Origin of the sequence: Novipirellula methanifontis (genome assembly GCF_052161655.1) — a bacterium.
Taxonomy (GTDB): domain Bacteria; phylum Planctomycetota; class Planctomycetia; order Pirellulales; family Pirellulaceae; genus Novipirellula.
Map to the genome: position 1 here is coordinate 3,101,941 of NZ_CP197418.1, position 25,868 is coordinate 3,127,808.

19 protein-coding genes are annotated in these 25,868 nt (G+C 54.2%); 6 read left to right on the top strand and 13 right to left on the bottom strand.

What is annotated here, in order from left to right; all coding sequences use genetic code 11:
- Positions 1-53 precede the first annotated feature (53 nt).
- Complete coding sequence (locus SH528x_RS11105) at positions 54-2,849, bottom strand: DNA translocase FtsK 4TM domain-containing protein (RefSeq protein ID WP_442510585.1); 2,796 nt, start codon at positions 2,847-2,849, stop codon at positions 54-56.
- A gap of 558 nt (positions 2,850-3,407) precedes the next feature.
- Positions 3,408-4,304 (bottom strand): hypothetical protein, encoded by an 897-nt coding sequence (locus SH528x_RS11110; RefSeq protein ID WP_442510586.1) that lies wholly within the window; start codon positions 4,302-4,304, stop codon positions 3,408-3,410.
- Between the two features lie 479 nt (positions 4,305-4,783).
- On the opposite strand from SH528x_RS11110, the gene SH528x_RS11115 reads away from it, so the two are divergent.
- The 3 genes from SH528x_RS11115 (at position 4,784) to SH528x_RS11125 (ending at position 6,885) form a co-directional block, all read left to right on the top strand.
- Positions 4,784-5,137 (top strand): hypothetical protein, encoded by a 354-nt coding sequence (locus tag SH528x_RS11115; protein ID WP_442510587.1) that lies wholly within the window; start codon positions 4,784-4,786, stop codon positions 5,135-5,137.
- Positions 5,073-5,495 carry a CorA family divalent cation transporter gene (locus SH528x_RS11120; RefSeq protein ID WP_442510588.1) on the top strand — a complete coding sequence of 141 codons (423 nt, stop codon included), beginning with the start codon at positions 5,073-5,075 and terminating at the stop codon, positions 5,493-5,495. Before SH528x_RS11115 ends, SH528x_RS11120 begins: the two co-directional genes overlap by 65 nt.
- Positions 5,496-5,574: 79 nt before the next feature.
- Entirely contained in the window at positions 5,575-6,885 is a 1,311-nt protein-coding gene (locus tag SH528x_RS11125; RefSeq protein ID WP_442510589.1) for a hemolysin family protein, read from the top strand.
- A gap of 212 nt (positions 6,886-7,097) precedes the next feature.
- Here SH528x_RS11125 and SH528x_RS11130 read toward each other — a convergent pair whose 3' ends face one another.
- The 3 genes from SH528x_RS11130 to SH528x_RS11140 form a co-directional block, all read right to left on the bottom strand.
- Complete coding sequence (locus SH528x_RS11130; RefSeq protein WP_442510590.1) at positions 7,098-7,886, bottom strand: SDR family NAD(P)-dependent oxidoreductase; 789 nt, start codon at positions 7,884-7,886, stop codon at positions 7,098-7,100.
- A 226-nt stretch (positions 7,887-8,112) separates the two neighbouring features.
- The gene (hflX, locus tag SH528x_RS11135; protein WP_442510591.1) at positions 8,113-9,501 is read right to left on the bottom strand and encodes a GTPase HflX; all 1,389 of its coding nucleotides are present in this window, start codon (positions 9,499-9,501) and stop codon (positions 8,113-8,115) included.
- 389 nt (positions 9,502-9,890) lie between these two features.
- Positions 9,891-11,318: an excinuclease ABC subunit UvrC gene (locus tag SH528x_RS11140; protein ID WP_442510592.1), complete on the bottom strand. Its 1,428-nt coding sequence runs from the start codon at positions 11,316-11,318 to the stop codon at positions 9,891-9,893.
- Positions 11,319-11,586: 268 nt separating this feature from the next.
- On the opposite strand from SH528x_RS11140, the gene SH528x_RS11145 reads away from it, so the two are divergent.
- Positions 11,587-15,183: a protein kinase domain-containing protein gene (locus SH528x_RS11145; RefSeq protein WP_442510593.1), complete on the top strand. Its 3,597-nt coding sequence runs from the start codon at positions 11,587-11,589 to the stop codon at positions 15,181-15,183.
- A 240-nt stretch (positions 15,184-15,423) separates the two neighbouring features.
- Here the strand turns inward: SH528x_RS11145 and SH528x_RS11150 are convergent, their stop codons facing one another.
- The 5 genes from SH528x_RS11150 to SH528x_RS11170 form a co-directional block, all read right to left on the bottom strand.
- Entirely contained in the window at positions 15,424-15,618 is a 195-nt protein-coding gene (locus SH528x_RS11150) for a hypothetical protein (RefSeq protein WP_442510594.1), read from the bottom strand.
- A 67-nt stretch (positions 15,619-15,685) separates the two neighbouring features.
- Positions 15,686-16,819, bottom strand: coding sequence for a DUF1559 family PulG-like putative transporter (locus SH528x_RS11155; protein ID WP_442510595.1), 1,134 nt, complete (start codon positions 16,817-16,819; stop codon positions 15,686-15,688).
- A 118-nt stretch (positions 16,820-16,937) separates the two neighbouring features.
- Positions 16,938-17,294 (bottom strand): hypothetical protein, encoded by a 357-nt coding sequence (locus SH528x_RS11160; protein WP_442510596.1) that lies wholly within the window; start codon positions 17,292-17,294, stop codon positions 16,938-16,940.
- Positions 17,288-17,497 (bottom strand): hypothetical protein, encoded by a 210-nt coding sequence (locus SH528x_RS11165; RefSeq protein WP_442510597.1) that lies wholly within the window; start codon positions 17,495-17,497, stop codon positions 17,288-17,290. Before SH528x_RS11165 ends, SH528x_RS11160 begins: the two co-directional genes overlap by 7 nt.
- A gap of 63 nt (positions 17,498-17,560) precedes the next feature.
- Positions 17,561-17,785 carry a hypothetical protein gene (locus SH528x_RS11170; RefSeq protein ID WP_442510598.1) on the bottom strand — a complete coding sequence of 75 codons (225 nt, stop codon included), beginning with the start codon at positions 17,783-17,785 and terminating at the stop codon, positions 17,561-17,563.
- A 124-nt stretch (positions 17,786-17,909) separates the two neighbouring features.
- On the opposite strand from SH528x_RS11170, the gene SH528x_RS11175 reads away from it, so the two are divergent.
- Positions 17,910-18,686, top strand: a complete 777-nt coding sequence (locus SH528x_RS11175; RefSeq protein WP_442510599.1) for a class I SAM-dependent methyltransferase — start codon at positions 17,910-17,912, stop codon at positions 18,684-18,686.
- A 235-nt stretch (positions 18,687-18,921) separates the two neighbouring features.
- The gene (locus SH528x_RS11180; protein ID WP_442510600.1) at positions 18,922-20,070 is read left to right on the top strand and encodes a DUF5658 family protein; all 1,149 of its coding nucleotides are present in this window, start codon (positions 18,922-18,924) and stop codon (positions 20,068-20,070) included.
- A 652-nt stretch (positions 20,071-20,722) separates the two neighbouring features.
- Here the strand turns inward: SH528x_RS11180 and SH528x_RS11185 are convergent.
- The 3 genes from SH528x_RS11185 to SH528x_RS11195 all read right to left on the bottom strand — a co-directional run bounded on the left by SH528x_RS11185 (position 20,723) and on the right by SH528x_RS11195 (position 25,829).
- Positions 20,723-21,496, bottom strand: coding sequence for a hypothetical protein (locus SH528x_RS11185; protein WP_442510601.1), 774 nt, complete (start codon positions 21,494-21,496; stop codon positions 20,723-20,725).
- Between the two features lie 216 nt (positions 21,497-21,712).
- A complete protein-coding gene (locus SH528x_RS11190) occupies positions 21,713-22,549 on the bottom strand; it encodes a putative RNA methyltransferase (RefSeq protein WP_442510602.1) in 837 nt (278 codons plus the stop codon).
- A gap of 55 nt (positions 22,550-22,604) precedes the next feature.
- Positions 22,605-25,829, bottom strand: coding sequence for a CHAT domain-containing protein (locus tag SH528x_RS11195; RefSeq protein WP_442510603.1), 3,225 nt, complete (start codon positions 25,827-25,829; stop codon positions 22,605-22,607).
- Between the last annotated feature and the right edge of the window lie 39 nt (positions 25,830-25,868).

Below are 25,868 nucleotides of genomic sequence, written 5' to 3' on the forward strand. Positions count from 1 at the left end.
ACGCAACTTCAAAAAGCGTAAGTGAGCGGCTCACCGATTGCTGGACGTCGAGTCTACGCCACTTCGTCTTCGTCGTACTCTTCGTACTCGTCTTCTTCACTGGCGTCGGAACTATCTGAGTCCGCGTCGTCGTAGTTGCTCGCGACAGCCCCATCGACCACGTCGTCATCGTCCTCCGAGTCATCGGGGTCTAAGCCTTGCATTTTTTGCCATGCTTCCATGGTCAACAAGACTTCGCGTGACTTGGATCCGTTGTATTCGCCGACGATCTTGTCTTCGGCCATAAAGTCGATCAGACGTGCGGCACGGCCATAGCCAATTCCTAAACATCGCTGCAGCAACGACAACGAACCACGGCCTTCGCGAATCACCACTTCGATTGCACTTTCGTACAACTCGTCGCGATTTTTGATTTCGCCGACATTGCCGCTTTCGGCATCATCGCCTTCATCGACCTTCAGATTCATTAACTCGCCGACGAAATTCTGTTCGCCGAGACTGCAATGATCGACCACCGCATCGATCTCTTCGTCGGACAAGTAGGTGCCTTGTCCACGAATCAACGTGCTGGTCCCCGGCCACAAGAACAACATGTCACCATTGCCGAGCAATTTGTCGGCACCGTTTTCGTCCAAGACAACGCGGCTATCCGTCTTACTCGCCACTTGGAAACTCAAGCGAGCCGGCAAGTTACTCTTGATCAAACCGGTGATGACGTCGACGGTCGGCTTTTGCGTTGCCAGAATCAAGTGTATCCCCACCGCTCGGCTCTTTTGTGCCAAGCGAATGATGTGCGTTTCCACATCCTTGCCGGCGGTCATCATCAAGTCCGCCATTTCGTCGGCGATGATCACGATGAAGGGCAGTTTGTCCGGAACGCCGTCGGAATCCTCCGACTCGTCCAGATCGAGTCGTCGCAGAATCTCTTCACGACCAAGATCGTTGTAACTATTGATATGACGCACCCCAGCCTTGGCAAGCAGCGAGTAACGCTCTTCCATCTTCTCGACTGCCCAAGCCAAGATCGCTTCGGCTTTTTTCATGTCCGTGATCACGGGATGCATCAAGTGCGGCAAACGGCCGTAGCCACTCAATTCGACCATCTTGGGGTCGATCATCAGCATCCGAACTTCGTCGGGGCGACACATCATCAGAATAGAAGTGATGATCGCGTTCAAACAAACACTCTTACCCGTACCGGTTCGACCAGCGATCAAAAGGTGGGGCATTTTCTCGAGCCCGACCACCATCGGGTTCCCCGAGACGTCCTTGCCCAAGAACACGGGGATGTTCATCTTCGAACGACTCATGTCCGATTCTTCGATCACGTCACGCAGTCGCACCACCTGACGATTTTCGTTCGGGACTTCGATTCCCACAGTGTTTTTGCCGGGGATCGGCGCGACAATACGAACACTCGGGACACGCAATCCGATCGCCAAGTCGTCCGCCAAACCGGTGATTTTACTGAGTCGCAATCCGGCTTCGAGTTCGATTTCGTATTGGGCGATCACAGGACCGGTTTCGATTTCAACAACGCGGATGTTGAATCCGAAATCCTTAAACGTGTCTTCTAGGATTTGTGCCTTGCGACGCACTTCGATCAGTTGTTCGTCGTAGCTAACGTCATCGCTCTGTTCGAGCAACTCAATCGGAGGCAAGCGATAGTCTTCGGAGCCATACGGAGCCGATTCCTGGACGTTGTCGTAAAGTTCCTGCTTGGCGTCCGCTTGTTGCTTTCGCTTGGGCACTTTGATTTTTGGATTCGACAGCGAGTGTTTCTCGTCCTGACGAAGATGCAGTGTTTCATCGTCGACCTCGATATCACGCAGCACAGGCTCACTCTCAGCCACTTCCTCGTGCAAATCTTCTTCGACGTCGGCCGCCATCGGCTCGGCAACGGAGGCTGGCGGATCCGCAACCGCTGGATCACTCGCGGTCGTTTCGGGGACGTCCATCGTCGCAACGCCAACGGTTTCCCCGGCAGCCGAATCGGTTTCGTCGCTGGAAGCTGTCTTTCGACGATTTTTCTTGAACTTGATTTTGGGTTCGCGCTTGGACCAATCGCTCGCTTCCACAACATTCCCGTCCGCAGCGGGTTGTTCAGCCTCGCTGGACTTTCCAACCTCGTCACCTTCGATCTTGATCGGTTCTTCTAGATCTGTAAACGCTTGTCGCCGTCGTCGCACGGTGATGGGCATGACTTTGACGGCGCGGCGCATCCCGCTTTTTGAGACCATCGCGCCGCCTGCCAAAATTCGTTTTCCGGCATACAGCAGTGCATAGTCGGTGGTCAGCAGCAAACCGACCGCGATCACGGTCGTTGATAAAATCCAAGCACCAGCGGGAGCGAAGTGTTCAAGCAAAAATGTCGATGTCATCGCTCCGAGATAGCCGCCATTACCAACGACTGGCATTTGCTCGAATTGCATCGGCAACAATCCGCTCGCGGTTGCCACGCCAACAACGACGATGGTTCCCCCGAGCGATCGCAGCACCGGTGCATTCAAGCGGCCTCGATACAGAAGTGCGGTCGCGACTCCGCCGCCCGCTGCGATCACCAGCCCTGCGGCCAGTCCCAACGCGTCCAGCAGTGCCGAGGAAATCACGGCTCCCCAATAGCCACACGCATTGGTCACGGTGGGATTGGTCGGATAGACCGAATTGTTGGGAGTGTAGAAGGCACTGACCGGCCAAATTGGCATTTCGATCGGGTCAGCCGGGCTGCGAGTGATGATCGAAACGGTCGCGATCAAGGTGATCGCAACCAGAACGATGGCGACCACGTCGCGAATCAAGTTCGCGTCGCGTTCTCCGTTTGCACTCTCGTTGGAAGCAGCACTCGCCATAAAACCAAACAGCAAAGCAGCAGCCGGTCGCCAAGTCGATAAGGGAGTTGGGATTCGGCTGCGTGCAAGGAATAGAAGCCAAGCAGAACGTCATCCAGGATTATCGACCGTCACTACAACCGAACTTTTGCGAACCGTCGGACAATTATGAAGAATCCCGACAACTCGCAAAAACGCTCATCGCCCCCAACTCAGCGGAGAATGCTGATTTAGTACGACATCCCCGCTCTTGAGTTAGCCGTTTGGGCCAACGTTGTGAAGCATTTCGTAGCGGAACTCGTCAAGAGTTTCGGGGCATACACCATGGAACGAAAGTCTTGACGACTTTCGCTACTATCGACTTATTCGAAATGCAACTCGCAGTGGTGAGCCGTGGGCCGTAAGGCACCGGGTAATGCGTGGAACCCGGCCGCTCACGCGTCACGGCTCACTAAGTGAGCAGTCTCCATCAACCGGGGGGATGAGCCGTGCTTGCGCGATACACACGGAGGTCGCTTGAGCTCCCCCGTGTTGATAGCAGATCCGCGTGAGCGGTCCATGCAAGCAAACAAGCCTTGTCTATTCGCCGTCAATCGATTTGATTAACGCACGTCGTTCCTTGTCGATGAATGACAGCATTTCTGCAATTCGAGGGCGGACCGTTTCGTCATACTCTTCGGCAACGTCTTCGCGGTTGTCAAAGCTGTCCGCCTCAGGCAGGTCGGCTAGGATCGACTTGGGGACCGACAACCCTTTCGCTTTCGCCGCTTCTTGAATGTAGGTTTGAGCGACCGCGAGATGGCGGACACTTTGGCCGGCGTCGTAACAGTACTGTTCGAAGCGAGCCTGAATTTGCGCTTCGCGAATTTCCTTTTCTGCTTCCTTTACTGCCGCACTGACCTTTACTTGCTTCGATGGCTTTTTTTCCAATTCGACATCCGCTTGGTCTGGTGCATCGGCCCGCAAAACGTGGGACTTAGCCATGCACAGTTCAGCCAGCGTAATGCAATCGTGAATTTTCTTGTCCGACGGAACGTCCTTGTCTTCCCGCAGGTTAACAGCCAACTCGTCTAGACGATCTTGGCACGAAGCGATTCCGGCTTGCCCGTCAGTCATCGCGGCCGATCCAGCCAACCCTAACCAAGCGGCGTTCTTTTCGATCGATTGAGCCAATTTATCGTTTTGCCCTTTTCCAATAAGTGCTCGTGATTCTTCCAAACGATCCAACGCTTCGTAGCACAAAGGCCAATAGGTTGCCTTGGACACTACGAACCAACCTCGGTCGTCTTCCGGTCGTTCGGCGATTTCGCGATGGATCGCACGTCCTTTTTCGTCGGATTCGAGCACTTTCGTTTTCGGGGTTTCCGCGTCCGCCGTTTTTGTTTCAGCTTGAGCGACCGCAGTACCACCAAGACATATTGCGGATACCGATAGTGACAGTAGCGACCGTGAGATCAGGTTCATTGTGTAATTCATGACGAAAGTCCAAAGCGAGGAGGTAGAGAGTGTCGAGAGTCATTTGCAAGTCGCGTTGCAATAGAAAACTCGGATTCAACCTCGTCACTATTACAAATCGATGAATGATTAACACGTAAAAAACAGTGTAGTTTCTACTGAATCCGATAATACTCGACAAAATTGTCTCAAATCGATTTTCAAAGAGGTGTTAGGTTCGGTAATCCGAAGTCGCAAAAGGTATTTGGACTCCCATTCTTGTGATTCGATACAGCGCACTGACTTCGCTGTTTTGCATTCAAACGCGTCGGAGCGAAGTCACTTTCAGGCCTGCGGTCATCGAAAAACGCCGATCAGCCTCTGTTTGGTAAACGCACGCAATCACGGCGTTTTCCCGTGTGCTGCCCCGGGTCCCGCAAACCGTAATCTTTGGTTCCGCAAACGAGCCGATCGCATCGGAACGAAATGAGAATCGAGACTGATCACGTAGGCAGAAACTGATGCTCCGGCGATGGTTTAGGGGATGTGGAGCTGCTGAGCCCAGCTTGGTGATCACGATTCAAGAGCGGCTTGGTGAGTGTTTGAACCCGGTTCGCCAGCGGATCGCCAACAGTCTGGGACGCATCCGATCCCGCGGCGGCGACTATTTAACTTATGCACTGATCGATGCGATTATTGACGGTTACTTTCCCGTGCTGGAACAATATGCGGGGCAATTGGACGAGCCCTCGGCGCGACTTGAAAAGCGGGCTGCCGCTTTATTTGCACCATATTCGTGCCGATTTGCTGATGATTCGCAAAACAGTGAATCAACATCGTTTGGCGTTAAACGACGTTCTTCGGGACACACCTGAAACAATTTCGGACGACACGGCATTGTATTTTCGCGACTGCCAAGACCATATTCAGCAATTAATCGAGGCGGTGGATACCGAACGAGAGACCTGTGTCGAGCTTCGCAAACTTTATTTTGCGTTGCTGGGTGAGAAGAATAACGACGTGATGAAGGTGTTAACCATCATCGCGACGATTTTCATTCCCATGATTTTCGTGGCTGGAATTTATGGGATGAACTTTGACAGTGAAACCTCGATATTGAAGATGCCCGAACTACATTGGGCGTTTGGTTATCCGTTTGCATTTGGATTGATGGCGGTGATGGCAGGCGGACTGCTCGCGTACCTTTACCGCAAAGGTTGGCTGACGGCTTAGACAGCGTCATGCTGCAAGAGATGGAAACGCCCACACGCGTTGTGAGGCGATCGATAATTAACAAATTTTGTTGGACGGCATGACCGGCACACTGATCTTTCTAGGCTTGGCTCTCTTTCTGATTCTGCTAAACGGATTCTTCGTCGCCGCAGAATTTTCGCTCGTCAAAGTTCGCATTTCGCGGATCGAGCAACTCGCCCGCGATGGCAAGGCGTTTGCCACTACCGCGAAATGGCTCGCCAAGCGATTGGACGAATCGCTTTCTGCGTGCCAGCTTGGGATCACGATGGCTTCGCTCGCCTTGGGCTGGGTCGGTGAGCCCGCGTTTGCGGAGCTCGTTGAACCGGTATTAGGGTGGTTCGGCGTGACGGACGAGCGTGTGATTCACGTGATGGGCTTCGCGCTGGCGTTCTCCGCGATCACTGGTTTGCATTTAGTTGTCGGAGAACAGTTCCCCAAAATTTTCGCGATCCGTCGACCCGAGCAGGTGTTGTTGTGGTGTGCGGTGCCGCTGAAATTTTTCTATGTGGTCCTGTATCCGTTTCTAACCGTACTGAACGTCGTTACGTCTTTCTTGCTGCAATTGGTTGGCATCAAAGGGGCTGCCGAACATGGTGGCGCTAATACCGAAGAAGAGATCCGAGCACTGCTGCGAGAAGCTCATGTACACGGCAATCTGAGCCGCAACGAGCACTCGCTGATCAACAATGTCTTTGAGTTCGATGACATGATCGTGCGCCGCGTGATGTTGCCTCGCGGTGACGTTATCTTTTTCGACATCAACGATCCACTTTCAAAACTTCGTGAACTTGTCCGCCAGACGATGCACACGCGGTACCCGGTTTGCGATCGGTCACTCGATAAAGTGATCGGTGTGGTTCACATCAAAGACTTGTTGATGATCCCGCCGGACGAAGACGAATTTGACGTTCGCTCCATCGTGCGCCCACCTAAAAAAGTGCACGAGACGATGCCGATCAGTCGTGTGCTTCGACATTTTCAAGCGACGCATCAGTTGATGGCGTTTGTGATCGACGAATATGGCACGATTACCGGAATGGTGACGCTCGAGAATGTGCTGGAAAAGATCGTCGGCGAAGTGGACGACGAGTTTGACAGTGCCGATCCGGACATTGTTCCAGCGGGACCGGGCGAATTTATTATCAACGGTACCACTGGCGTGGAAGAGGTGCGTCGCCGTCTGTCGCTGCCGTTGGAAGAGTCCGAGGACGCGGACACGATCAGCGGATTGCTGATGGATGTGAAGCAGAAAATTTTGGTCCAGGGAGACAAACTGCAAGTCGAAGGTGCGACCGCAGAAGTGCTCGAAATGAAGAACGACAGCGCCACAAAACTGAAATTCAAAATCACCGAGAGTGGGGCTGGATAACCCCAAACGCCGTTGTGCTTAGGATCTTCGGATCAATAAATGGCGGGCGGTAGTGGACGAGGCTACGAGTCCTGCAGCTTCATTCAGCCAAAAAGGACTCGTTGCCTCGTCCACTACGGAAAATGCCACCAGCTATTCTTCCGACGGTCCTTAAGCCGCGAAGACCTTCGGTGTTGCGAGCCCCGCCGAAAATTTTGGTGGGGACGCAGAGCTTATCTCGCCAAGATCGCATTCACGATAGGCGGCGAGATGCGGTCGGCGTACACCAAGGCTTTGCCAGCGAGGGATAAGATCACCTCGCTGCGTCGCGACTCGATCGCCGAAAGGGTTGCACGAGCGACTTTCGCGGGCGGCCAGCTACCGATGCTTTTTGATTGCGTATCGGCGTCTGAACCGATCAACGAATCGAAAAACTCGCTCCGAGTTGTACTGGGGCTGACCAACGTCAGCTGAATGGAGTTGCCATGGCTCGTGTCGCGGGCCAATTCGGCTCGCACCGAGTCGCTCAAACCATGGAGGGCAAACTTGCTTGCACAATACTCGCTCTTGTCGGGCACGGCGCGATGTCCCAGCACGCTGCTGATGTTACAAATCACCGGAGCGCGACCTCGCCGCAACATCGGGATCGCATGCCGCATCAATTCGGCAGGTGCGAAGAAATTGACCTCCATGATTCGCCGCAAACGTTCTTCGTCAGCATCAACGAAGGGGCCAATCGCACCGATTCCGGCATTGTTGACCAGCAGGTCCAATCGGCCGTCATCCACACGACCCGCCGCAGTTAAGATCTCGGCACGCACATCGGCATCGGTCACATCACCGACCACTGGAATTAAATTGCCAGGACAATTTCGTGATGCGAGATCCGCCAATCGCTCGCCTCGCCGTGCGACGGCAACCACGGTGGCTCCACGATCGAGCAGCAATTCGCACAAGCAGTGACCAATCCCGCTGCTAGCGCCAGTGACTACGGTGATTGACTCTTTGGGGGTCCAACGCATCGATCCGCAATACTTTCGTGGTTATTGCTGCGTTACAGCGAGGAATTAGGGTGCGGGGTCGTAGCGGAAGTCGTCAAGACTTTCGATGTTCAACTGGGTGGACGAAACTCTCGCGTGAGTTCCGTTACTCATAATTAAGAGTTGACGCAGCTACGGCTTGAAGTCCCTCGCTGACGCTTCGGGTTAACATGTGGCGTGTCTTTCAGCCGCAGTGACACGGTCCAGACTAGGCCACTTCGCTTGACGAATCCGACAGCGGTACCGATGGCAGATCGATCGAAATTGAGGACTTTTCATCCTCGGCAACCTGATCGTCGTTGGTTTTCGAACTACGTTCATCCATGTGGCGAATCGCAAGAGCGTCGCGATGCACAGGGCCCATCGCTCCGGCAGGGACTCGGACGTGGATCGTCACGGTTTCCTCACCGTACTTGCGTGACAACACTTCGCCCTTGGCCGCCAAGTACGCCAACAACTTGCCATCACTCGGAGCCACGTCGACTTCGATATCAAAGAACTCGCGTCCGAGTGCCTCGCCGACCGCTTCGATCAATGGAACGAGCCCCGTGTTGCTCTTGGCACTCACTGGGATCGCATTGGGGTAACGGTCGAGCACTCGGTTCAAAACCGCCGCACTTTTGATCGCATCGATTTTATTGAGCACTAGCAGCGTGTCTTTCGCTTCGATCTCAAGTTCCTCGAGCACACGATAGACCGCACTGATTTGCTCGAACACCGTCGGGCTGCTGGCGTCGGCGACGTGCATCAACAAATCCGCTTGCCGCGTTTCTTCGAGCGTTGATTTGAAACTCGCAACCAACGAGTGAGGCAGATCGCGAATGAAACCAACCGTATCACTCAGCAGCACGGTCCCCCAACCTGGCAATTGCCAACGTCGCGTTCGTGTATCGAGCGTGGCGAACAATTTGTCGGCCGCATGCACATTGGCATCCGTTAACGCATTCATCAACGTGCTCTTGCCGGCATTGGTGTAACCGACCAACGACACGGTGGGAGCTTCTTTACGTGCCTGGACTTGTTGTTCACGGCGACGCTCGACTTTGGACAGTTCTTCTTTCAGATCGTGGATGCGTTTCTGCGCCAACCGACGGTCAACTTCCAATTGCTTTTCACCAGGCCCACGCATACCGACGCCCATCGCTTGACGCGACAAGTGAGTCCACATCCGTTTCAGCCGCGGCAACGAGTACTCGAGCTGAGCCAACTCGATCGCCAAGCGGGCTTCGTACGTGCGAGCTCCGGCGGCAAAGATATCGAGAATCAATTCGGTGCGGTCGATCACTTTGGCATCGATCGCCTTCTCGAGATTTCGAATTTGTGCGGGGTTCAGATCATTATCAAAAATCACCACGTCGGCATCATGCCGCTCGACCATCAGCCGAAGCTCTTCGACTTTGCCTTTGCCCAAAAACGTGCCGTGATTCGGTCGCGTCATCCGCTGCATCAACTCATCGACGACTTCGGTTCCTGCGGTCGTGGCCAGTCCGTATAGTTCTTCCAGCGGATCCGCCTCGACAGTTTGCTCGGGCAGGATCAGGCGGGCCAAGATGCTTCGCTCCGGCGAATCATCGCGAAGTTGGTGTTGTTCTCGCACGGTTTAGGGAGGTCCCTCCAATTGAAAGATGAAATCTGAACGTCAATGCCATTATAGTCAAAAAGTGTGTTTCTGTGCACAGCAGTTTGACAGGGCAAAAGCAGCGTTGCTACCAGAAAAAGTTCCGTGATTTGGAATGATTTTCCATTGCAAATAGCGGCCTTCGCGGCATTTTTTTGCAAAACAAAACGTTCATCCACTGTCACACAGACCACGAGTTACACAAATAGGTTCGCCCTCGTGACCGAGAAATGCGTTCCCCCTAGGTTCTTTATGTGGGCTAGGCGTAGGGCCGGTTCCTACCGGCCGACTGCATCGATCCGTCCGGGGCGGTCGGTAGGAACCGGCCCTACCTGAAACTGCGAACCGGCCTACAACTTCGACGACCGCTAGCGATCGAAGGTGGACTTGGTGCGGAGGATGTGATGGTAATGCTGGGCAAATCGATGCGATTCGTCGCGAACGTACTGTAACAATCGCAGCGCAAATGCACTTTTGCTTAACCGCAGCGGTTCGGAATCGCCGGGCCGAAAGATTTCTTCATCGCGTTTGGCCAACGAGATCACCGTCGGTGGCGTAATGTCTTGGTCGCGAAACGCTGCCATCGCTGCATTCAGCTGCCCCTTGCCACCATCGATCAACAAGATGTCGGGGAACGATTCGCCGGAATCCGAAAGCTTGCGAAAACGTCGCGAGACCACTTCATAGATACTGCGATAATCGTCGATGCCATCGACGTCTTGGATCCGAAACCGGCGATACCCCGGCTTGAACGGCAATCCGTCAATGAACTGAACCAGACTCGCGACCGTTTCGCCGCCTCCGAGATGAGCGATGTCGACCCCTTCGATGATCCGCGGCGTCTCGGCCAGACCCAGTACTTTGCGAAGTCCCGTTAGCCCCTTCTTTGGATCAATGTAAAAGACCTCAGGCTGAACGTGTGTATCGAGTTCGCCACGGTCCTCGAGTTTCTCGAGCATGCGAATTTCGTCTCTCAGCACCGCGGCTCGCTCGAAGTCCATCGCCTTGCTAGCCGTTTGCATCTCGCCATGCATTTCTTTGAGCAAACGCTTCTTGCCGCCTTCCATAAACGTTTGCAATCGTTTGATATCGCGGCGATATTCCTCTTTACTGATGCGCAGATTGCAAGGTGCAGTGCACTGGTTAATGCTCGCCAACAAACAGGGCCGAAACCACTTCCAACGTTCATCCGATTCGCTGATATCGAGTGTGCAGGTACGAAATTTGAAAATTCGCTGCAGCACCTGAATCGCGCCCCGCAGCGCCCCTGCACTTGGAAACGGGCCGTACAACTTGACGCCCTTTTCTTTGGGCTCGCGTGTGATCTCAACGCGAGGAAATTCATCACGCGTGGTGATCATCAAATAGGGAAACGACTTGTCGTCTTTAAGATCCTTGTTGTGCTTGGGCTGGATATCTTTGACCAGCCTCGCTTCCATCAGCAGCGCATCGACTTCGGTTTCGCACTCAACAAAGTCGATGTCCGCGATCTCGCCGATCCAGGTAGCGGTTCGCTGATCTTCAGCCGCCGCTTTTAGAAAGTAGCTTCCCGCGCGACTGCGTAGATTCTTTGCCTTGCCGACATAGATCACGCGAGCGGCATCGTCCTTCATCAAGTAGACGCCAGGCGATTGCGGGAACGTTTTGACCTTGGTCGCCGCATGGCTGAACCCGAGCGCCGTCGGTAAATCGTCCCCCGCAGTGTCCGTCAATTTGACTTCGCTCACTTTGTCAACGGATTTGTTGCTCTGGGCAGCTTTGTTTTTAGCCGTTTTGTCTTTAGGGTCATCCGGCATAGAGGGGCGATCCGTCAATTGCATCAATCGGGAAAAAGGGGGACTTTCACCACACTTCCCGCTTCACGAGACGGCGATGCTGTCGGCGAATTCAGCGACGTTTCGCTGGCACGGGGTGGCGTTGACATTATTCTAGCCAGGCAACCCGATTTTAGCATTCCGCCAATTTTCGCATCGCAGAAACCGGGCCGGGCGCATATCGGCTACATTGGGGGGGACAATTTGATTGCCGCTCGGACACTGTTTGGCTTGTACGCAAATGGCTCTCATGACAACGCCGTTACATCATTTAATCTCCCAGGGTACTGACGGAGCGCTTTATCGGCACAGCGATCCAGGTAATGAGTGTGCGCAGGGGCGGTTCGTGTTGACGGGACCGGCGATCGATCCCAATCGCCTTGCCGCCATTCGAAAAAACGTCCGTCTGATTGAATTATTACAGTCGCCTGCGGTGTGCCGTGTCATCGAAAACGGGCTGTCAAAAACGCCGCCGATTATCGTTGCCGAGTCGCTTGCTCCGTTGCGTCTGGCGACGGCCCACGAAGATCTGAGTCTTGACGAGACCCTGAGCATTGCTTCTCAGCTCACTTCGCTCGTCGTGCAAAGCCACCACATCGGTCTCTACCATCCGTGTTTGACCATTGACAATATCGCGTTGCTGCGTCCAGCGGGGGTGTGGAAGATTCAATTGGACTATCTGGATATCGCGATCAGCGAATCACCGCATCCACGTTCCGCCGCGGACATCGACCCTCGCGAAGAGGACTTAGAGGGTTTGCGATCCGTGCTCAAGCAGTTGCTGTTTGAAAAAGTGAGTTTCGACGGTTCGGCCAGCTCCGATTCGATGTCTCAGGCTGTTGCCATTTACGAAGCCGTGCAAAACGAGTCGGCCATCAACAGTGAACACCTGTTAGAGCTATTCGCTCGACTTCCTTCGCAATCGTATGTTTCGGTTTCGGTGGGTGGCAATCATGGCAACAATGAGATGGCTCGACAGAGTGTGTCGACTCAAATCGGGACGCCGACGCCGGTACCAATTCGCGGAAACGACGCCGCCACCGCCGAAGTGAACCCTGATACCGACGGCAGTTCGATCAACACGTCATCGATAATGTCGTTGACCGAAATCGTTAACGAAGGCGATGTCCTGGGGCGATTTTTGATCGGCGAAAAGATTGGGCAAGGCGGTATGGGGGCGGTATACGCCGCAACCGACATGTTAGACCAATCCCTCGTGGCTGTAAAAGTGTTGCGAGTCCATGGCTACGATCAAACGCAATCGATTCGTCGTTTCCGCAAAGAAGCACGTTTGTTGGCCGATATCCAAAACGAATTCGTGACGCGATTGATTCACGTCGATCAAGATCGCGGCATTCACTATTTGGTCATGGAATACATTGACGGAATCGATCTAAAGAAATGGATCGTAAGCCAAACTTCCGAAAACGGATTGGGCATCAACGAACATGATGCCCTCAGCGTTGTCGGCGACATCGCCCGCGCGCTCGGCTATGCCCACGCGCAAGGCATCGTGCATCGCGACATCAAACCCGAAAACGTCCTGTTGCAGCGTCGTGACACGAGCGTCGAAAAATCCAACACCGCACTGGAGAACTTTCGCGTCAAACTTTCCGATTTTGGAATTGCCCGCCAGGTCGAGCAGTCCGAATCGATGGAGGTCACCGGCGATGGAGTGATGATTGGGACGCCGCTGTACATGTCACCCGAGCAATGTAAAGGCAGCGTTGAGATCGGACCTACCACCGATGTGTATTCGCTTGGAATCACTTTGTATGAGTTATTGACGGGGAAAGTGCCGTTTGAATCCAGCGATCGCATCAAATTGGCCACGATGCACTGTTACGACCGGCCGCCAGCGGTGCAAAAGAGCAACCCGCAGGTCTCGGATGCATGTGCCAGCATCTTGAACCGTGCACTCGCAAAGGAGCCGGAGAAACGATTCGCCGATGCATCGCAAATGAGCCGCGAGATTGAACGGGTCTTACGCGGCACGCCGTCGGACATCGAAGTCCATCCCAAAATGCCAGAGCATCGCGAAGACAAGCTTTGGAGAAAAACGGAGCAGTGGGAACTGGCCAGCGATCCTGAAGAAATTTGGCCGTTTGTCTCCAATACCGAACGGCTCAATCGCGCGATCGGCTTACCTGCAGTCATCTACCGAAGTGAATTCGACGAACAACGGGGCATGCGAAAATTCGGCTCTTTCCGAATCAGTGGTGTCCAAGTCGCATGGGAAGAACATCCGTTCGAGTGGATCGAAGCGAAACGCATGGGGATTTTGCGTGAGTTTCAGTCGGGCCCCTTTGTGTGGTTCATGAGCGTGGTGACAATGGAACAGATTCCGGGCGGCGGCACGAAATTGAGTCATGAAATTCGAGTCGAGCCACGCAATTTGCTAGGCCGCGTGATGACGACTGTGGAGGCGGATTGGAAAGCGTTCCGCAATTTGAACCGAGTCTACTCGCGGATCGACAAATCGATTCAGAGTCGCAAACAGGGCGAGAAACTCGATCCGTTTGAACCTCCGCACCGAATCAGTGCTGCAGATTCTGAACGTTTGCAGCAACGACTCGATCTCTTGATCGACGCTGGAATTGATCCCGATCTGACCCACCGTCTCGGCGTTTTTCTCAGCGAGTCCGCTCCGCAAACGCTCGCTCAGATTCGGCCGATTGCGTTGGCCAAAGAACTCGATTTTTCAGCGGACGAAACCATCGATGCCTGTTTGGTTGCCGCATCTGTCGGATTGTTGTCGTTGCGCTGGGACGTGCTGTGCCCAACGTGTCGAGCGCCGGCTGCGGCTCACCAAAATCTTTCGGCGATTGAAGACCATACCCATTGCGAAGCCTGTAATGTGGCGTTTGAATCGAACCGCGGCAACGCGATCGAAATGGTCTTTCGAGCTCATCCGGAGATTCGACAAGTCGATGATCAGAGCTACTGTATCGGCGGTCCCGAACATTCACCCCACGTAATTGCACAGGTGCGACTCGAGCCTGACGAGCTGTTCGAACTTGAACTGCACCTTGCCGAGGGTGATTATGTGCTTCGCGGAACGCGACTTCCCAAAACCCAAGCATTGCGGGTCGAAGAAGGCCGCGGTCAAATCGAGTATTCGAGCAAGCTACTATCGCTTGGACACTCGTCACACATCCCCAAGCTTCGCGCGGGCAATCATGTCATTCAATTGATCAACGATGACAAGGCTTTGCACGTCATCCGAATCGAACGCACAATCCCCCGTGACGATGTGGTGACTGCGGCAACCGCGTCGACGATCAAACGATTTCGCGATTTGTTTCCCGATCAAGTCTTTGCAGAAAGCAACCCGATCACTGCAGAGCAGTTGACGCTATTAGCCACCACGATCCATGACATCGAGGATCTTTACGTCGAACTTGGAGACGCCGAAGCGTACAAGCTTGTCAACGAAATTCACTCGCGAGTGGAGCAAGTTGTGCTTGCGAATCACGGTACGGTTGCCAAGACGGTGGGCGAAACGATGCTCGCGGCGTTTGACCGCTGTGAACACGCCGTTGCGGCGGCACTGCAAATTTGCGAGGCCGAGCAGGATAGCCAACACGCACTTGGGATCGCCGTGCATGCCGGTCGCACGCTCGTCGCCGTTGCAAACAATCGACTCGATTATTTCGGCAGCACCGCGCGTGCGGCGATGGCAATGCCCTTGCTCGCAGGCACCGATCTGTTACTGAGCGAAACCGTTTTTGCCGATCCGAATGTCAGCCGCGAATTCGTGGACACGCTTGACGTGGCGGCCTACGAAACGGTTTCGCTGCCAGGATTGCCTAACCTACCCGTCGCACGGATTCGAGCAAACAGCTGAAAGTGAAGTTATTTGAGCATCAAAGAAAGTTCTTTCATCTTAGCGACATCGCTAGCCGCAGGCCTCATTTTGCCAACGTTTTTCCGAGCGGCGGCCCGACGCTAGTGCGTTCGGCTCACTAAGTAGGACTGTCGAACTAGCCGCGGACGATTCAACGCGGATTTCATGACGCTCGCTCACAATGTTCACGCCGTTGTGGCATCTTCGGCTCAGCAAGCACGCGTTACGAAGACATCTCCGTCATTCGTCGTCGGCGCGTTCTCTTTCAAGACGCGCATTCTCGGCATCAGCCTTCGCGATTTCTTCTAAGATCTGCTCTTTCGTTTTAATCTCTTCAGGCTGATTCACAGTGACTTCGTTGGACGGACCACAGCCCGTCGTTGCAAATAGACATCCAGCAATCATTAGCATGAAAAAGTGTCGGAATCGTTTCACGAAAGGATCCTCTTGGAATGGTTAGGATGGCTCGTCAGTAAACAAAGCAAAATGCCGCAAAGCAGTTTTAGAATTCTTCGTCAATCGTTTCCTTGGCACCGCGGCTACCCAACGCGCCCCAGAGACCGTAGGGACTCTTTGTCCCAGGCGCCGGTCCTCCGGTCACCCCCACAGGACGCGAATTCAAGTTTCCCGTGTCGATACTGGCGGTTACAAATTTGACCGCACCGTCGGCGAGCAACACATGACAACCACCGGTATGACGACTGGCCATCGTAAAGATGCCTCCGTTTCCGCTCGGGTTTGCTCCGCGTTGATAGCTTGGCGCGTTTGGAGGGAACACGGTGGTCACGCCCGTAAAGATTGCGTCTCCTGAAACCCAGTTGTTGCCTCGCGTTCGTCCCGAATCCGCATCGTAAGTCAAATTGGTTGATGCGTCGTAGAACTGAGGACGTTCGGGATCAACAAACCGATCCCATCCATCGGCTTTGGGATTGTTCCGCGCCGCGGTGTTTCCATGGCCGCGATAGGCCACATCGGCGATCACTTCGCGCGAGCCTTGCGAGCGAACAATTTCCCCCATCGCAATCGTGTTACTTAACCCATCCAAGATATCGCGAAATCGGGTGTGATTCGAACTGATAAAAACGCCACGATGTTGATCGCGGTTGGAACCATTTTTGTTGAATTTGTTGATGTTCCAAAAACTGTCCCCCATTGAAAACCCATAGTTTGTTTTCCCTTGCGGCGTGATCCCTTCGGATCCTGGATCACTCGGGCACAACAGTGTTGGAATTTGGGTATTAAATGGCTGGTATTGGTCGATCCAATGCGGCGGTCCCATGGGCGGATAGGTGATCCCGCTGGCCGTATGGTGCCAAGGGTTAGAGATCTGCTCCCAAACCGCTTGCTGTTCCATAAACGGTGTCAAACCTGGAAACGCACTTTGACGCCCTTTGTTCGTCAAGCCAGGTCCCGAGGTCCCGCCTTTCTGCATGGGCAGATTTTTGTAGGCGCTGTGGTAATTGTGCAGTGCCAAACCGAGCTGCTTAAAATTATTGCTGCAACTCATCCGGCGTGCGGCTTCACGCGCCGCTTGGACCGCGGGCAATAGCAGCCCCACCAACACACCAATGATTGCGATTACAACAAGCAGTTCAACCAGGGTGAACGCCGTCCGAGCAGGGTTAATATGTCTCATAGAAAAGTGCTCCTTGAAAAGAGAATAATCGCGTTGAACACGTATATCCGTGTTCAATGCAAATGTTTCCGGACAAAATATCAAAGTTCTTGTCTTTTTTTCGCCGGCAGTCGTGGTCTTACGATCCGCCGTTTTTCATTGCAGCATTTTTCACGCCATTCGATGGATCAGCGGTTTGCGACACTGTAATCCCACGTTTTTTCATCAGTCCTTCGGTCACTTGCTGGAAATCGCTTTCCGAAAGCAATTGATCAAAGATTAGGATTTCACCGATCGTTCCTGAATAAAAATCGGCCTTCTTGACCCGATTGCCTCCAATCGCCAGTGCGACTCCCGGCTTAATTCTTTGGCTGCTTTCACCCGCATCGACAAGCTCGCCATTTAGATACAGTTCAAACCGATTCTCAGCGACGCTGTATCGGTAACCGGCGACACATTGATGGATTGGCGATAGCGGCTCTGCGGTCTTCAACATCCCGTGCTTTTTAGAGTTCCATGAATAGACCCGCGAACGGAGATTGCGATGAGTTGAATTGATTCCGCAAACGCTGCCACCAATGTCTCGTCGCCCGAGAGTAACTCACTCAATTGGTTTGCTTCTTCGACAGTGATGTCTCCAGCACACCAACGGCTGACGAGTTCATCAAAGGTGCGGCGTTCTTGTTCGGTACGTTGCATCAGCTAGACCGCTCCTAGTTCGAGTTGACGTTTGACACATTGTCCCAATCGCTCGCTGATTTTTTACAGACGCTCGTAGATGGTGCTCAAACCTTTGCCTTCGGATTGTGCGATCGCACTGATGGCCAGCAATTGACGATAGTGTTTTTCAACCAGCATGCGTTCGCGATTGGACAGTTTATTGATACAGCCATCTAAGGCCTGGATGCGACGTTGTCGGCTCTCCAGATCGTTAGCGGCATCGATGGCAATATCCGCGAGCTTTGCCGTCACGGCCTCGCTTAACATCAAATGGGGATTGCGTTACGGCACCATCCCCAATTGGTTACCTCCGACTACAATGCCGACTTTTCTCGCTCGCTGCTGCAATGGTCGCTGAGCCTAGCAGCCCCCCCGAAATCGCTCGCTCTCTATGGAAAACTGGTACGACTATCCTCAATACTTTGACATGGTGTTTCGTGATGAAACCCAAGCCGAAGTGGAATTTTTTGAGCAAGCATTCGAGCGTTTTCGGAGCGGTGCCCCCACTACCAAACTGCTCGAACCCGGCTGTGGCAGCGGCCGGCTTGTCGCGGAAATGGCAGCCCGTGGCTACGAATTAACCGGGTTGGACCTCAGCCAACCGATGCTCGACTATCTTCGCAAACGGCTCTCGCGGCGAAAGATCGATGCCACGCTTGTGTTGGGCGATATGACGAAAATGGAGTTCCCCGAACCCTTTCACGCCGCCTTCTGCACGTTTAACACTTTTCGCCATCTGTTGAGCGACGCGGACGCGGAATCCCATTTGCGGTCGGTCGCAGAAAACCTGGTCTCTGGCGGCATCTACATTCTCGGTTTTCACTGCATCCCCATGGACGCCGATCCGGAAAGCACCGAACGCTGGACTGCATCCCACGGGGGGACCAAGGTACATGTCACCTTGAAAGTGATCGACTTCAATCGACGAAAACGACAAGAAACGCTGCGGGCGAGCATCAAGGCCCAAACTCGCTCGGGGAAAATCCATCGCGTTCGTAGCGAATTCCCGCTGCGGCTGTACACGATCGCCCAGGCAAAAAGTCTGTTTCGTAAAGTCGAGGACCAGTTCGAATTGCTTGCCGCATATGACTTTGACTACGACATCGACGAGCAGCGAACGATGGATGACGATTTGGTGGACGCCGTCTTTATCTTAAAACGCCGCTAAACGACCGCTTCGCCGGAATCTCGACAGGCAAAAAAATCTCTTTCTCCCCGTCGCTACTTTTGCGATTTCGTGGGGTTCATATTAAACAAGCATGTTTGATTTCGGAAATGCGTACCGTCACAAGCTTGATCGATGATCTCTCGATGGCTAAAAACAGGCGAAATTGACTCAACGCCGGAAGTATCGGGTCAAAGAGATACCACAGCCCATGGTTCTGAAAAAGGAAAGTTTTCGTATGGTCCAAACTAAAAAAAGCCAATGGATTCGCGTCACGATGCTGCTGGCGACGTTAGTGTTTGGATTGACAGCCGCGACGGCACAGACGCAAGACGAGTCGGCCCCGCCAAAATATCGCGAGTTTGAAAGTACGATCCTGACCGAAGATTCCTTTGTGTTTCTAAACGGTGTCTATCTCGCTCCCCCGTTGGAAATAAAGTGCAGTACCGCGGGTCTAAAGATCGACGGAGAACTTTTTGATGAGAGTGCCTTTGACCTGTCGGGCTTTGCTGACGATCGCCGAGGGTCGCGCCGGGGCTATGGATTCCGTGGCATGGACATGGGCGGCCGGGGAGAACGAGGTAACTGGGGTGACCGAGGCGACTGGGGTGACCGAGGGCGTGATAGCTTTCGCGATTATCTTCCCCGATCTCCGTTTATGTCCCTGGCGGAATCGTTCAATTCATCGGGAATGGGCACGGTCGCTGTTCTCTATTCGGGCGAGGCTCCGCTGCTGTTAGAGACCACCGAATCAGGACATGAATTGCTCAAGGCTTTGTTGGGGCGAGAAACTGTGACGGAAGCTGAATTGGGAGCGGAGCCAATTAATTTTGAACTCTGGCACCGCCTAATTCAAGATTTCAAGGCTACACCCGCATTCACCGCGCGAGCGACGCACGCGGTGGACCGGCTCGAACAGATTCATGAAACGAACGATCGCAAAGCGGCTTCTTTTCTTCTGAGTCAACAAATTGCATTTCCGCTCAGCATGTTTGCGATGGTGACCGTCGTGCTTGCGTTTGGTCATCTGATGGCTAACCCCCAACAAATGGTCGCCCTTGGCGATGATCCACTGACACTTGCCAACGCGAAAAAGGCCACCATCTGGTCGCTGACGATTGTTGGCGTGCTCTCGGCGCTCGACCTTGTCTGGACGTTGATTGCTCACCAGAGCGGTGCGATGCGAGAGCTGAATCCATTGGGCAACGGATTGATCCAAGATCCGATTCAATTAATCCTGTTCAAAATCACGATCACAGGTATGGCAATTGGGATTCTGTACTACTTGCACGAACAACCGCTAGCACGGCGAGCAACCTGGTGGTGCTGCCTCGTGCTTACGCTGTTAACCGCACGCTGGTTGACGTTCAACTCGATGTTCCTGTAGTCCAACGTCGTTGACGTTTCTGTGAAGCAGTACTGCCGCTTGAATTCATTTTTTTTGCGGAACGGCGTAAGCATGGACTGTTAAATCTTTGGTGTTGACGTCGGATATTGGGGGTTAGCTTTTTTTCGGGCTATAGTGCTGTCACCTCTCCCCCAACGAAGTTGGTGAAGAGGTGACAGAAAACCAGCGCAACTAAAAATCACGGCAACACCAAAGTTGTAGCGGTGCGGCGCAAGCCGCCCGGTCTAATCCGAACGTTTTACTCGCTAGAACCGCACGGCTAGTGCCGACTCCCACTGTTTCATCGGGGGGCACCCAGGGTTTGTCTGTATTTTTTCTTGTTGTGTTGATTGTGGCGAAACAACGCAGCACGCTAAGTGTTGAATGAACAGGCGAAGTTTGGCACTGATTGCCAGTAGACCTGCCAAAGTATTAGACTCGAAAAGGAATGAGATTTATGCGTATCAATACTCTTAAAAAGCTAGCACTCTCGACAACGGCGTTACTGTTGATGACATCAAGTCAAGCAGTTAATGCGCAAGACGACAGACAAGAAAAACCCAAACCCGATTCCAAACGTCCGGCTGCCAAAGCCGAAGCGGACACTCGCGTCAAACCGCCGACCCTACGGAAAGAACGTGATAAAGAGGCATTACCGGCGCGTCCTGAGCATGATCGCGAAGGACACGATCGTCTTGACCGCGATCGCCATCGCGGTGGTCGCGTCGGAGAAGGACAGCGTGGCCCAAGCGGGCCAGGTCATCCCGGAGGTCCCGGATTCGGCCCAAAACCAACTGTGGAGGGCGACGCCAATCGGCCACCCCGAGACCGTATGCACATGCCGCCTCATCACGACGCCAAAGGTGAAAAAGCGGCAGTCGGCAAACAGGATCGCAAACCCAACAATGATCAGGGCGATAAGCCCAAAGCCGAAGGACGTCGGGACAAAGCACATAAGGCTGCCAATCGTGGGCCCGAACGAAACGTAAACAAGAAACAGGGTCACCGTGGTCGTGTTGCTCAACGAGGCAACCAACATCATGGCAAACGTGACATCCGCCATCATCGTGATGGCCGGCATCAAGTTGTAAATCATCGGGACAATCATCAAAGAGTCGGGCATCAAAGAGTCGGGCAACATCGAGGTGGCCGCGCAATGGGCCGCGGTCATCACGGCCCCCAACCAGGTGCACACGGAATGCACCACGGCAAACGTGGTCAACAGTACGGTCATCATGGCGTCAGTCATCGTCGCGGCGGACAACCGCAAGGTCGCCACGCGATGGGACGCGGTCATCATGGACCCCGACCAGATGCTCGAGGAATGCAGCACAGCAAACGTGGGCAGCAGCGTGGTCATCAAGGCATCAGCCATCGTCGCGGCGGACAACCACAAGGACGCCACGCGTTGGGCCATGGTCATCATGGACCTCAACCCGATGCTCGAGGAATGCATCACGGCAAACGTGGGCCGCGTCATGACGGCGGAAAAGCAAAGCACCGCTCGCGACGCTAAAAACATCGCGTTTTGCATCGGAGCCAACGGCCTTAGGCATCAAAGACGCGGGGGACGAGGCCCGCGGCTAACGCCGTCGGCTCAGGGATGTGCACCAAACGCCGGCATGATCCCAGCGGCAATGGACTATGAACGGCGTCGCAGCAAAATCAAGTCGGCAGCTAACGTCACCGACATTGCAGCTAACGATTCTAAACGAGTCTGCTCGGAATGCCGCACGCCGCGATAGGTCATTGCCAAGGCGTCGGCTATCGCATCGGTTTCCAAGTCGACGCTCTGTTGCCAGTTCTTGTGCTCGACAAAATCGAGTCCGGCTGCGGACAATTCATCGACGACCATCTCCCATCGGCTCCGTCGGTGTCCCGCTTGCTGAACCTGTTCGCGAAGTTCGATCAGATCCTCTTCCCCTGGTACCGCGACGATACAGATACCGGTCTCGGAGAGAACGCGTCGGATCTCCGATGCGGGACGACGCCCGAACAGCGAGATCACTCGATCGACACTCTGATCGGCGGCTGGCAAAATTCGATCCGCGTTGGCCAGCACCCAGGTTCCTGCGGGCCATCCACGAGCGGCCAATTTGATGGCTCGTTTGGATAGATCGACGCCGCAGTATCCTTCGGCTTCATCCGAAAACAACGCGGGACCAAACGAACCCTCGCCGCATCCGAGATCCATCGTCCGCCTAGGAGCGGTTGGATCCCCCGACGCCGAATCGGCAATCCAAGGGCGTAGCGTTTCGACCAAACCTGCGGCGTAGCCACGTGCTAGCCAGCGATGCCGAGCCAGAACGGCCGCGTCCGCATCGCCGGGATTTTTTGAGCGTCGATCCTGCGGCTGCAACAGGCTCCAGTAGCCTTCTTTGGCTCGGTCAAAATGATGACCGGCAGCACAAAACAGCCCACTTTCACGTTGTTGAAGCGGCTCTCGACAATTTCGGACAGTACAGCGAAGTTCAAACATCGCCCCATTCTAAGACGACGAGGACACAGCAAAAGGGGCGATAGGGAACAATCGCTTAATCGGTCGTCATCGTCGTTTGGTCGCTGCCGGTCGCTTTGTAGACGGCCCAAAAGTAGGGATGGATCCACGGATCAAAACTTCCCTCGGCGCGACGGGCCCTTAAAAAAGCACGCTGCGAATTGCCCAACGCCGCGTGCACTGGATCGCCGGCTTCCAATCGCTGAAAGAAAACGTTCATCAATTGGGCACCGGTTTCATCATAAACGTCCCACAAACCACAAACGACATTGGACGCACCGGATTGCAACAGTGCTCGCTGCAATCCAAACAGATCATCGCCCGGCAGCGGACTGCGATCGGCAAGCCCCGAATAACACGCGCTTAGCACAACCACTTCGCTGGCAACCGGTTGGGCCAAAATCTCGGCAGCCGTCAATCGTCCATCGGAGTCGCTGCTGGTCGAATCGTTCCCAGCATGACACAGCAGAAAACTGTCGAGTGGTTGATCGGCAATGTTCATTCCGTGGGTAGCGACGAACAATAACCCGGGGCGCTGCAAGTACTCCTTCATGCTCGCTTCGTCCACCTCATCGCCTCGCAAAATCGCCAACGGGTGCTTCGCAAATGCAGTGGAGAAGTTTGCTAGGTCCTGATCCACTCCGGGCAAGCGTGGTGCGTTCTCAAAATCGGTGATGCCAATCGCATTGGCGTTCTCAATCGGATCGGGCGTCTGTTGGCGAAGCAAGTCCCAAGCCGTCAGCGAGGGAACGTTACAGATTTGGAAATCGCCATCGATCAAGAAAGTCGGCTGTGGCATCTCGATCGAGATCCGAGGCTCTTCATCAACGGTCGTCACAAGTGCGGCAAACGGAAAGTAGTGCAAGATGTGATGAGGCACGATCAATAGCTCTTTTGCCTCGCTCAATAGAGGACGCACGTCTGCTGGGATCAGCTGCTGATAAAAGACATGCAGTTTGTTTTGCCATGTTTTGTCAAACCCTAGTCCCGCAGAATGCCGCTGGAACAGTTGACGTGACGTGCCGCGTATTCCAGACACAAATTGCTGGACACGCTCGACGATGTCTCGCGAAGCCAACGGCGTCCCCGCCTCGTCGACCAACGGATACGCCTGTGTTTTGCCATTTGTATTGACCACAAACACCCAGCCTCGCTCGGCACCAAGAAAGTACTCCAATGCAATTGTGCCCGCAGGCCACTGCTCGAGCAAATCCGCGACAGGACGCGATGATTGTGCATCGTCCGTATGGACCGACGATCGCGTCGCGAGAAAATCTTGTAATGATCGCGACTTCGCCAACTCGGCATACGCCAAAGCATCCGTCGATCGCCCCGCTGCAATCATCAATTCAACGATCTGCTCATGCACGTAGGCTCGGCGGGCAAAGAACCCGGCACGAGACAGTCCGGCGGTATCACTGGGAAAACGATCGCGAAGCGTCTCTGACAATGCGTGTGAAATCAACAGATGTTGCAAAGCCTCGTCCGTTTTCGCGGCCGCCGCCGCAGGCGAGTCTTGCGACGTGGCTTCACGAGCCAACGACACTCCGATCATCCGATGCATGCTCTCGACACCCACCAACGAGCCGTCTTGCAAGTACCACTGCAGTGCTTTGCCCGACATGTCGCGACACTGCTGAGCATCGCCGTTGCGATGCGCCAAACGAGCAAGCATCGCGAACGCTCCGGCCCGCGTCGGCGAATCGACTCGCTGGACGTCCGAAACGCTGACTTGTTTCGCGATTTCAAAAGCTTGCTCCGCAGCCGCTTGTTGGCCTTCGGACCACTGTTGGTCGCTGGTAAAAGCCGAATTCAATAATTGCAGGTAATCGGCTAACAAGGCATATTGCCGAGCGATATTGGTGCGAACGGAGGCGACTTGATGCGGCGCGAGCGAGTTGGCAATCGCTTCGGCTTCCTGGTAATGCACGCGAGCCAAGTGCCAATCGTTTAGCCCGCTGTACAGTGGCGCCGGCACGCCAGTGGCGATTTGAAACGCATGGTCGTAGACTCGGTCTTGGGCCCGATTGAGCAGAAAGTTGGCAAAGTTGTTGTGAGCTCGAAAAAGATCCGCTGCGGGGCTTTCGGACATCCCTTCGAGCGATTCGATAAACGCAGCGTACGCGGCGTTGCCTGTCGCGGCTCCAGACTCCGATAAAATCACCGCTTCGTATAACCGAGCCAACGCACGTGACCGACGCGAAGCCTTGGCTTCTTCGCTTTGCAGTAATGTTTCCGCCTCACGCCAGCGGCCTTCGGTGATGCGTTGCCGAGCGCGGTCAATCACAGCGACGCCAGTCGAGTCGAATGTTGCTACAGCGTCCTCACGTTCGCCCTGGATCTGTTTCCACAAGCTGTCTTGGATTTCGGACAGGTGTGCGGTGCTCAGATGCTTCGGCAATTTTGCAAGCAGATTGTATGCATCGACGAGATAGGGATCCGATTGACCGTCATCGTCCTTGGCAGCAAACATCGCTTCAATGGCCAATTGAACGTACACCGGATCGGCTGTCGTTCCGATGATCTCGCGAAACGCGTCTGCGTGTCTCAGCAACTGATCGCGGTGCGTTTTTGACTCGACTCCAAACAAAATCGCATCGCCTCCCTCGGCCGGCGTTAACGTGTATTCGCCTTCCGGCAGCCCCTCCATCAGATCGGCGGGCAAATCGGGGATATCACGCCACGCCAGTTCGGATTTGCCTGATGGGAAATCAATTCGAAGCGGCGGACGGTTGTCCGAGCGGAGCACCCACTGGGCTGCAGGGTAGGAATCGGCCGATCCTTTTGCCTCCGACGCACTTCTTCGCAAAATGATGTTGCCTTCTAATACCATTTCTTCATTGAGCGGCGTGATCAATCCACCTCCATCGACCGCACGCAAGACCTCGCCCCCAACCAGCTGATCCAGCGAAGTCACGTGCATCGCGATCACAGGAGTTACTTGGGTACCCGATCCGCGGCTACCCGAATCCATCGCCACCATCATCGGGGACGGATCCGACGAGGTAGGTATCGCGGATGTCTGTGGCAGCACTTGCCAGCGATCACGATCCTGGTCGGTCCACAATAACATTCCCGGCTGCGACGCCACCGATTCGGGCAGCGGCATTTCGACTGAGTCGACTGCGATCCGCCCATCATGATCGAGATGAAGATGAATTGCATAGTCGGCGGACACAGCATCATTTGCCGCGACGCAACCTAAGCACAACGTGATTGCATACGTTGCGGCGTTGCGTAGGAGAGTGGGCGATGCAAACATGGATGACGACTCGTAATAAGAATGTTAACGGCGGAGAGA

Bases quoted from the DNA above. Each gene is read 5' to 3' on its own strand.
- SH528x_RS11120 (WP_442510588.1), top strand. From the start codon at position 5,073: ATGATTCGCAAAACAGTGAATCAACATCGTTTGGCGTTAAACGACGTT.
- SH528x_RS11190 (WP_442510602.1), bottom strand. From the start codon at position 22,549: ATGTTTGAACTTCGCTGTACTGTCCGAAATTGTCGAGAGCCGCTTCAA.
- SH528x_RS11195 (WP_442510603.1), bottom strand. From the start codon at position 25,829: ATGTTTGCATCGCCCACTCTCCTACGCAACGCCGCAACGTATGCAATC.
- SH528x_RS11160 (WP_442510596.1), bottom strand. From the start codon at position 17,294: ATGTTGAAGACCGCAGAGCCGCTATCGCCAATCCATCAATGTGTCGCC.
- SH528x_RS11170 (WP_442510598.1), bottom strand. From the start codon at position 17,785: ATGTTAAGCGAGGCCGTGACGGCAAAGCTCGCGGATATTGCCATCGAT.
- SH528x_RS11165 (WP_442510597.1), bottom strand. From the start codon at position 17,497: ATGCAACGTACCGAACAAGAACGCCGCACCTTTGATGAACTCGTCAGC.
- SH528x_RS11180 (WP_442510600.1), top strand. From the start codon at position 18,922: ATGGTCCAAACTAAAAAAAGCCAATGGATTCGCGTCACGATGCTGCTG.
- SH528x_RS11145 (WP_442510593.1), top strand. From the start codon at position 11,587: ATGACAACGCCGTTACATCATTTAATCTCCCAGGGTACTGACGGAGCG.
- SH528x_RS11185 (WP_442510601.1), bottom strand. From the start codon at position 21,496: ATGATGACCATGGCCCAACGCGTGGCGTCCTTGTGGTTGTCCGCCGCG.
- SH528x_RS11130 (WP_442510590.1), bottom strand. From the start codon at position 7,886: ATGCGTTGGACCCCCAAAGAGTCAATCACCGTAGTCACTGGCGCTAGC.
- SH528x_RS11140 (WP_442510592.1), bottom strand. From the start codon at position 11,318: ATGCCGGATGACCCTAAAGACAAAACGGCTAAAAACAAAGCTGCCCAG.
- SH528x_RS11105 (WP_442510585.1), bottom strand. From the start codon at position 2,849: ATGGCGAGTGCTGCTTCCAACGAGAGTGCAAACGGAGAACGCGACGCG.
- SH528x_RS11155 (WP_442510595.1), bottom strand. From the start codon at position 16,819: ATGAGACATATTAACCCTGCTCGGACGGCGTTCACCCTGGTTGAACTG.
- SH528x_RS11175 (WP_442510599.1), top strand. From the start codon at position 17,910: ATGGAAAACTGGTACGACTATCCTCAATACTTTGACATGGTGTTTCGT.
- SH528x_RS11115 (WP_442510587.1), top strand. From the start codon at position 4,784: ATGCTCCGGCGATGGTTTAGGGGATGTGGAGCTGCTGAGCCCAGCTTG.
- SH528x_RS11110 (WP_442510586.1), bottom strand. From the start codon at position 4,304: ATGAATTACACAATGAACCTGATCTCACGGTCGCTACTGTCACTATCG.
- SH528x_RS11125 (WP_442510589.1), top strand. From the start codon at position 5,575: ATGACCGGCACACTGATCTTTCTAGGCTTGGCTCTCTTTCTGATTCTG.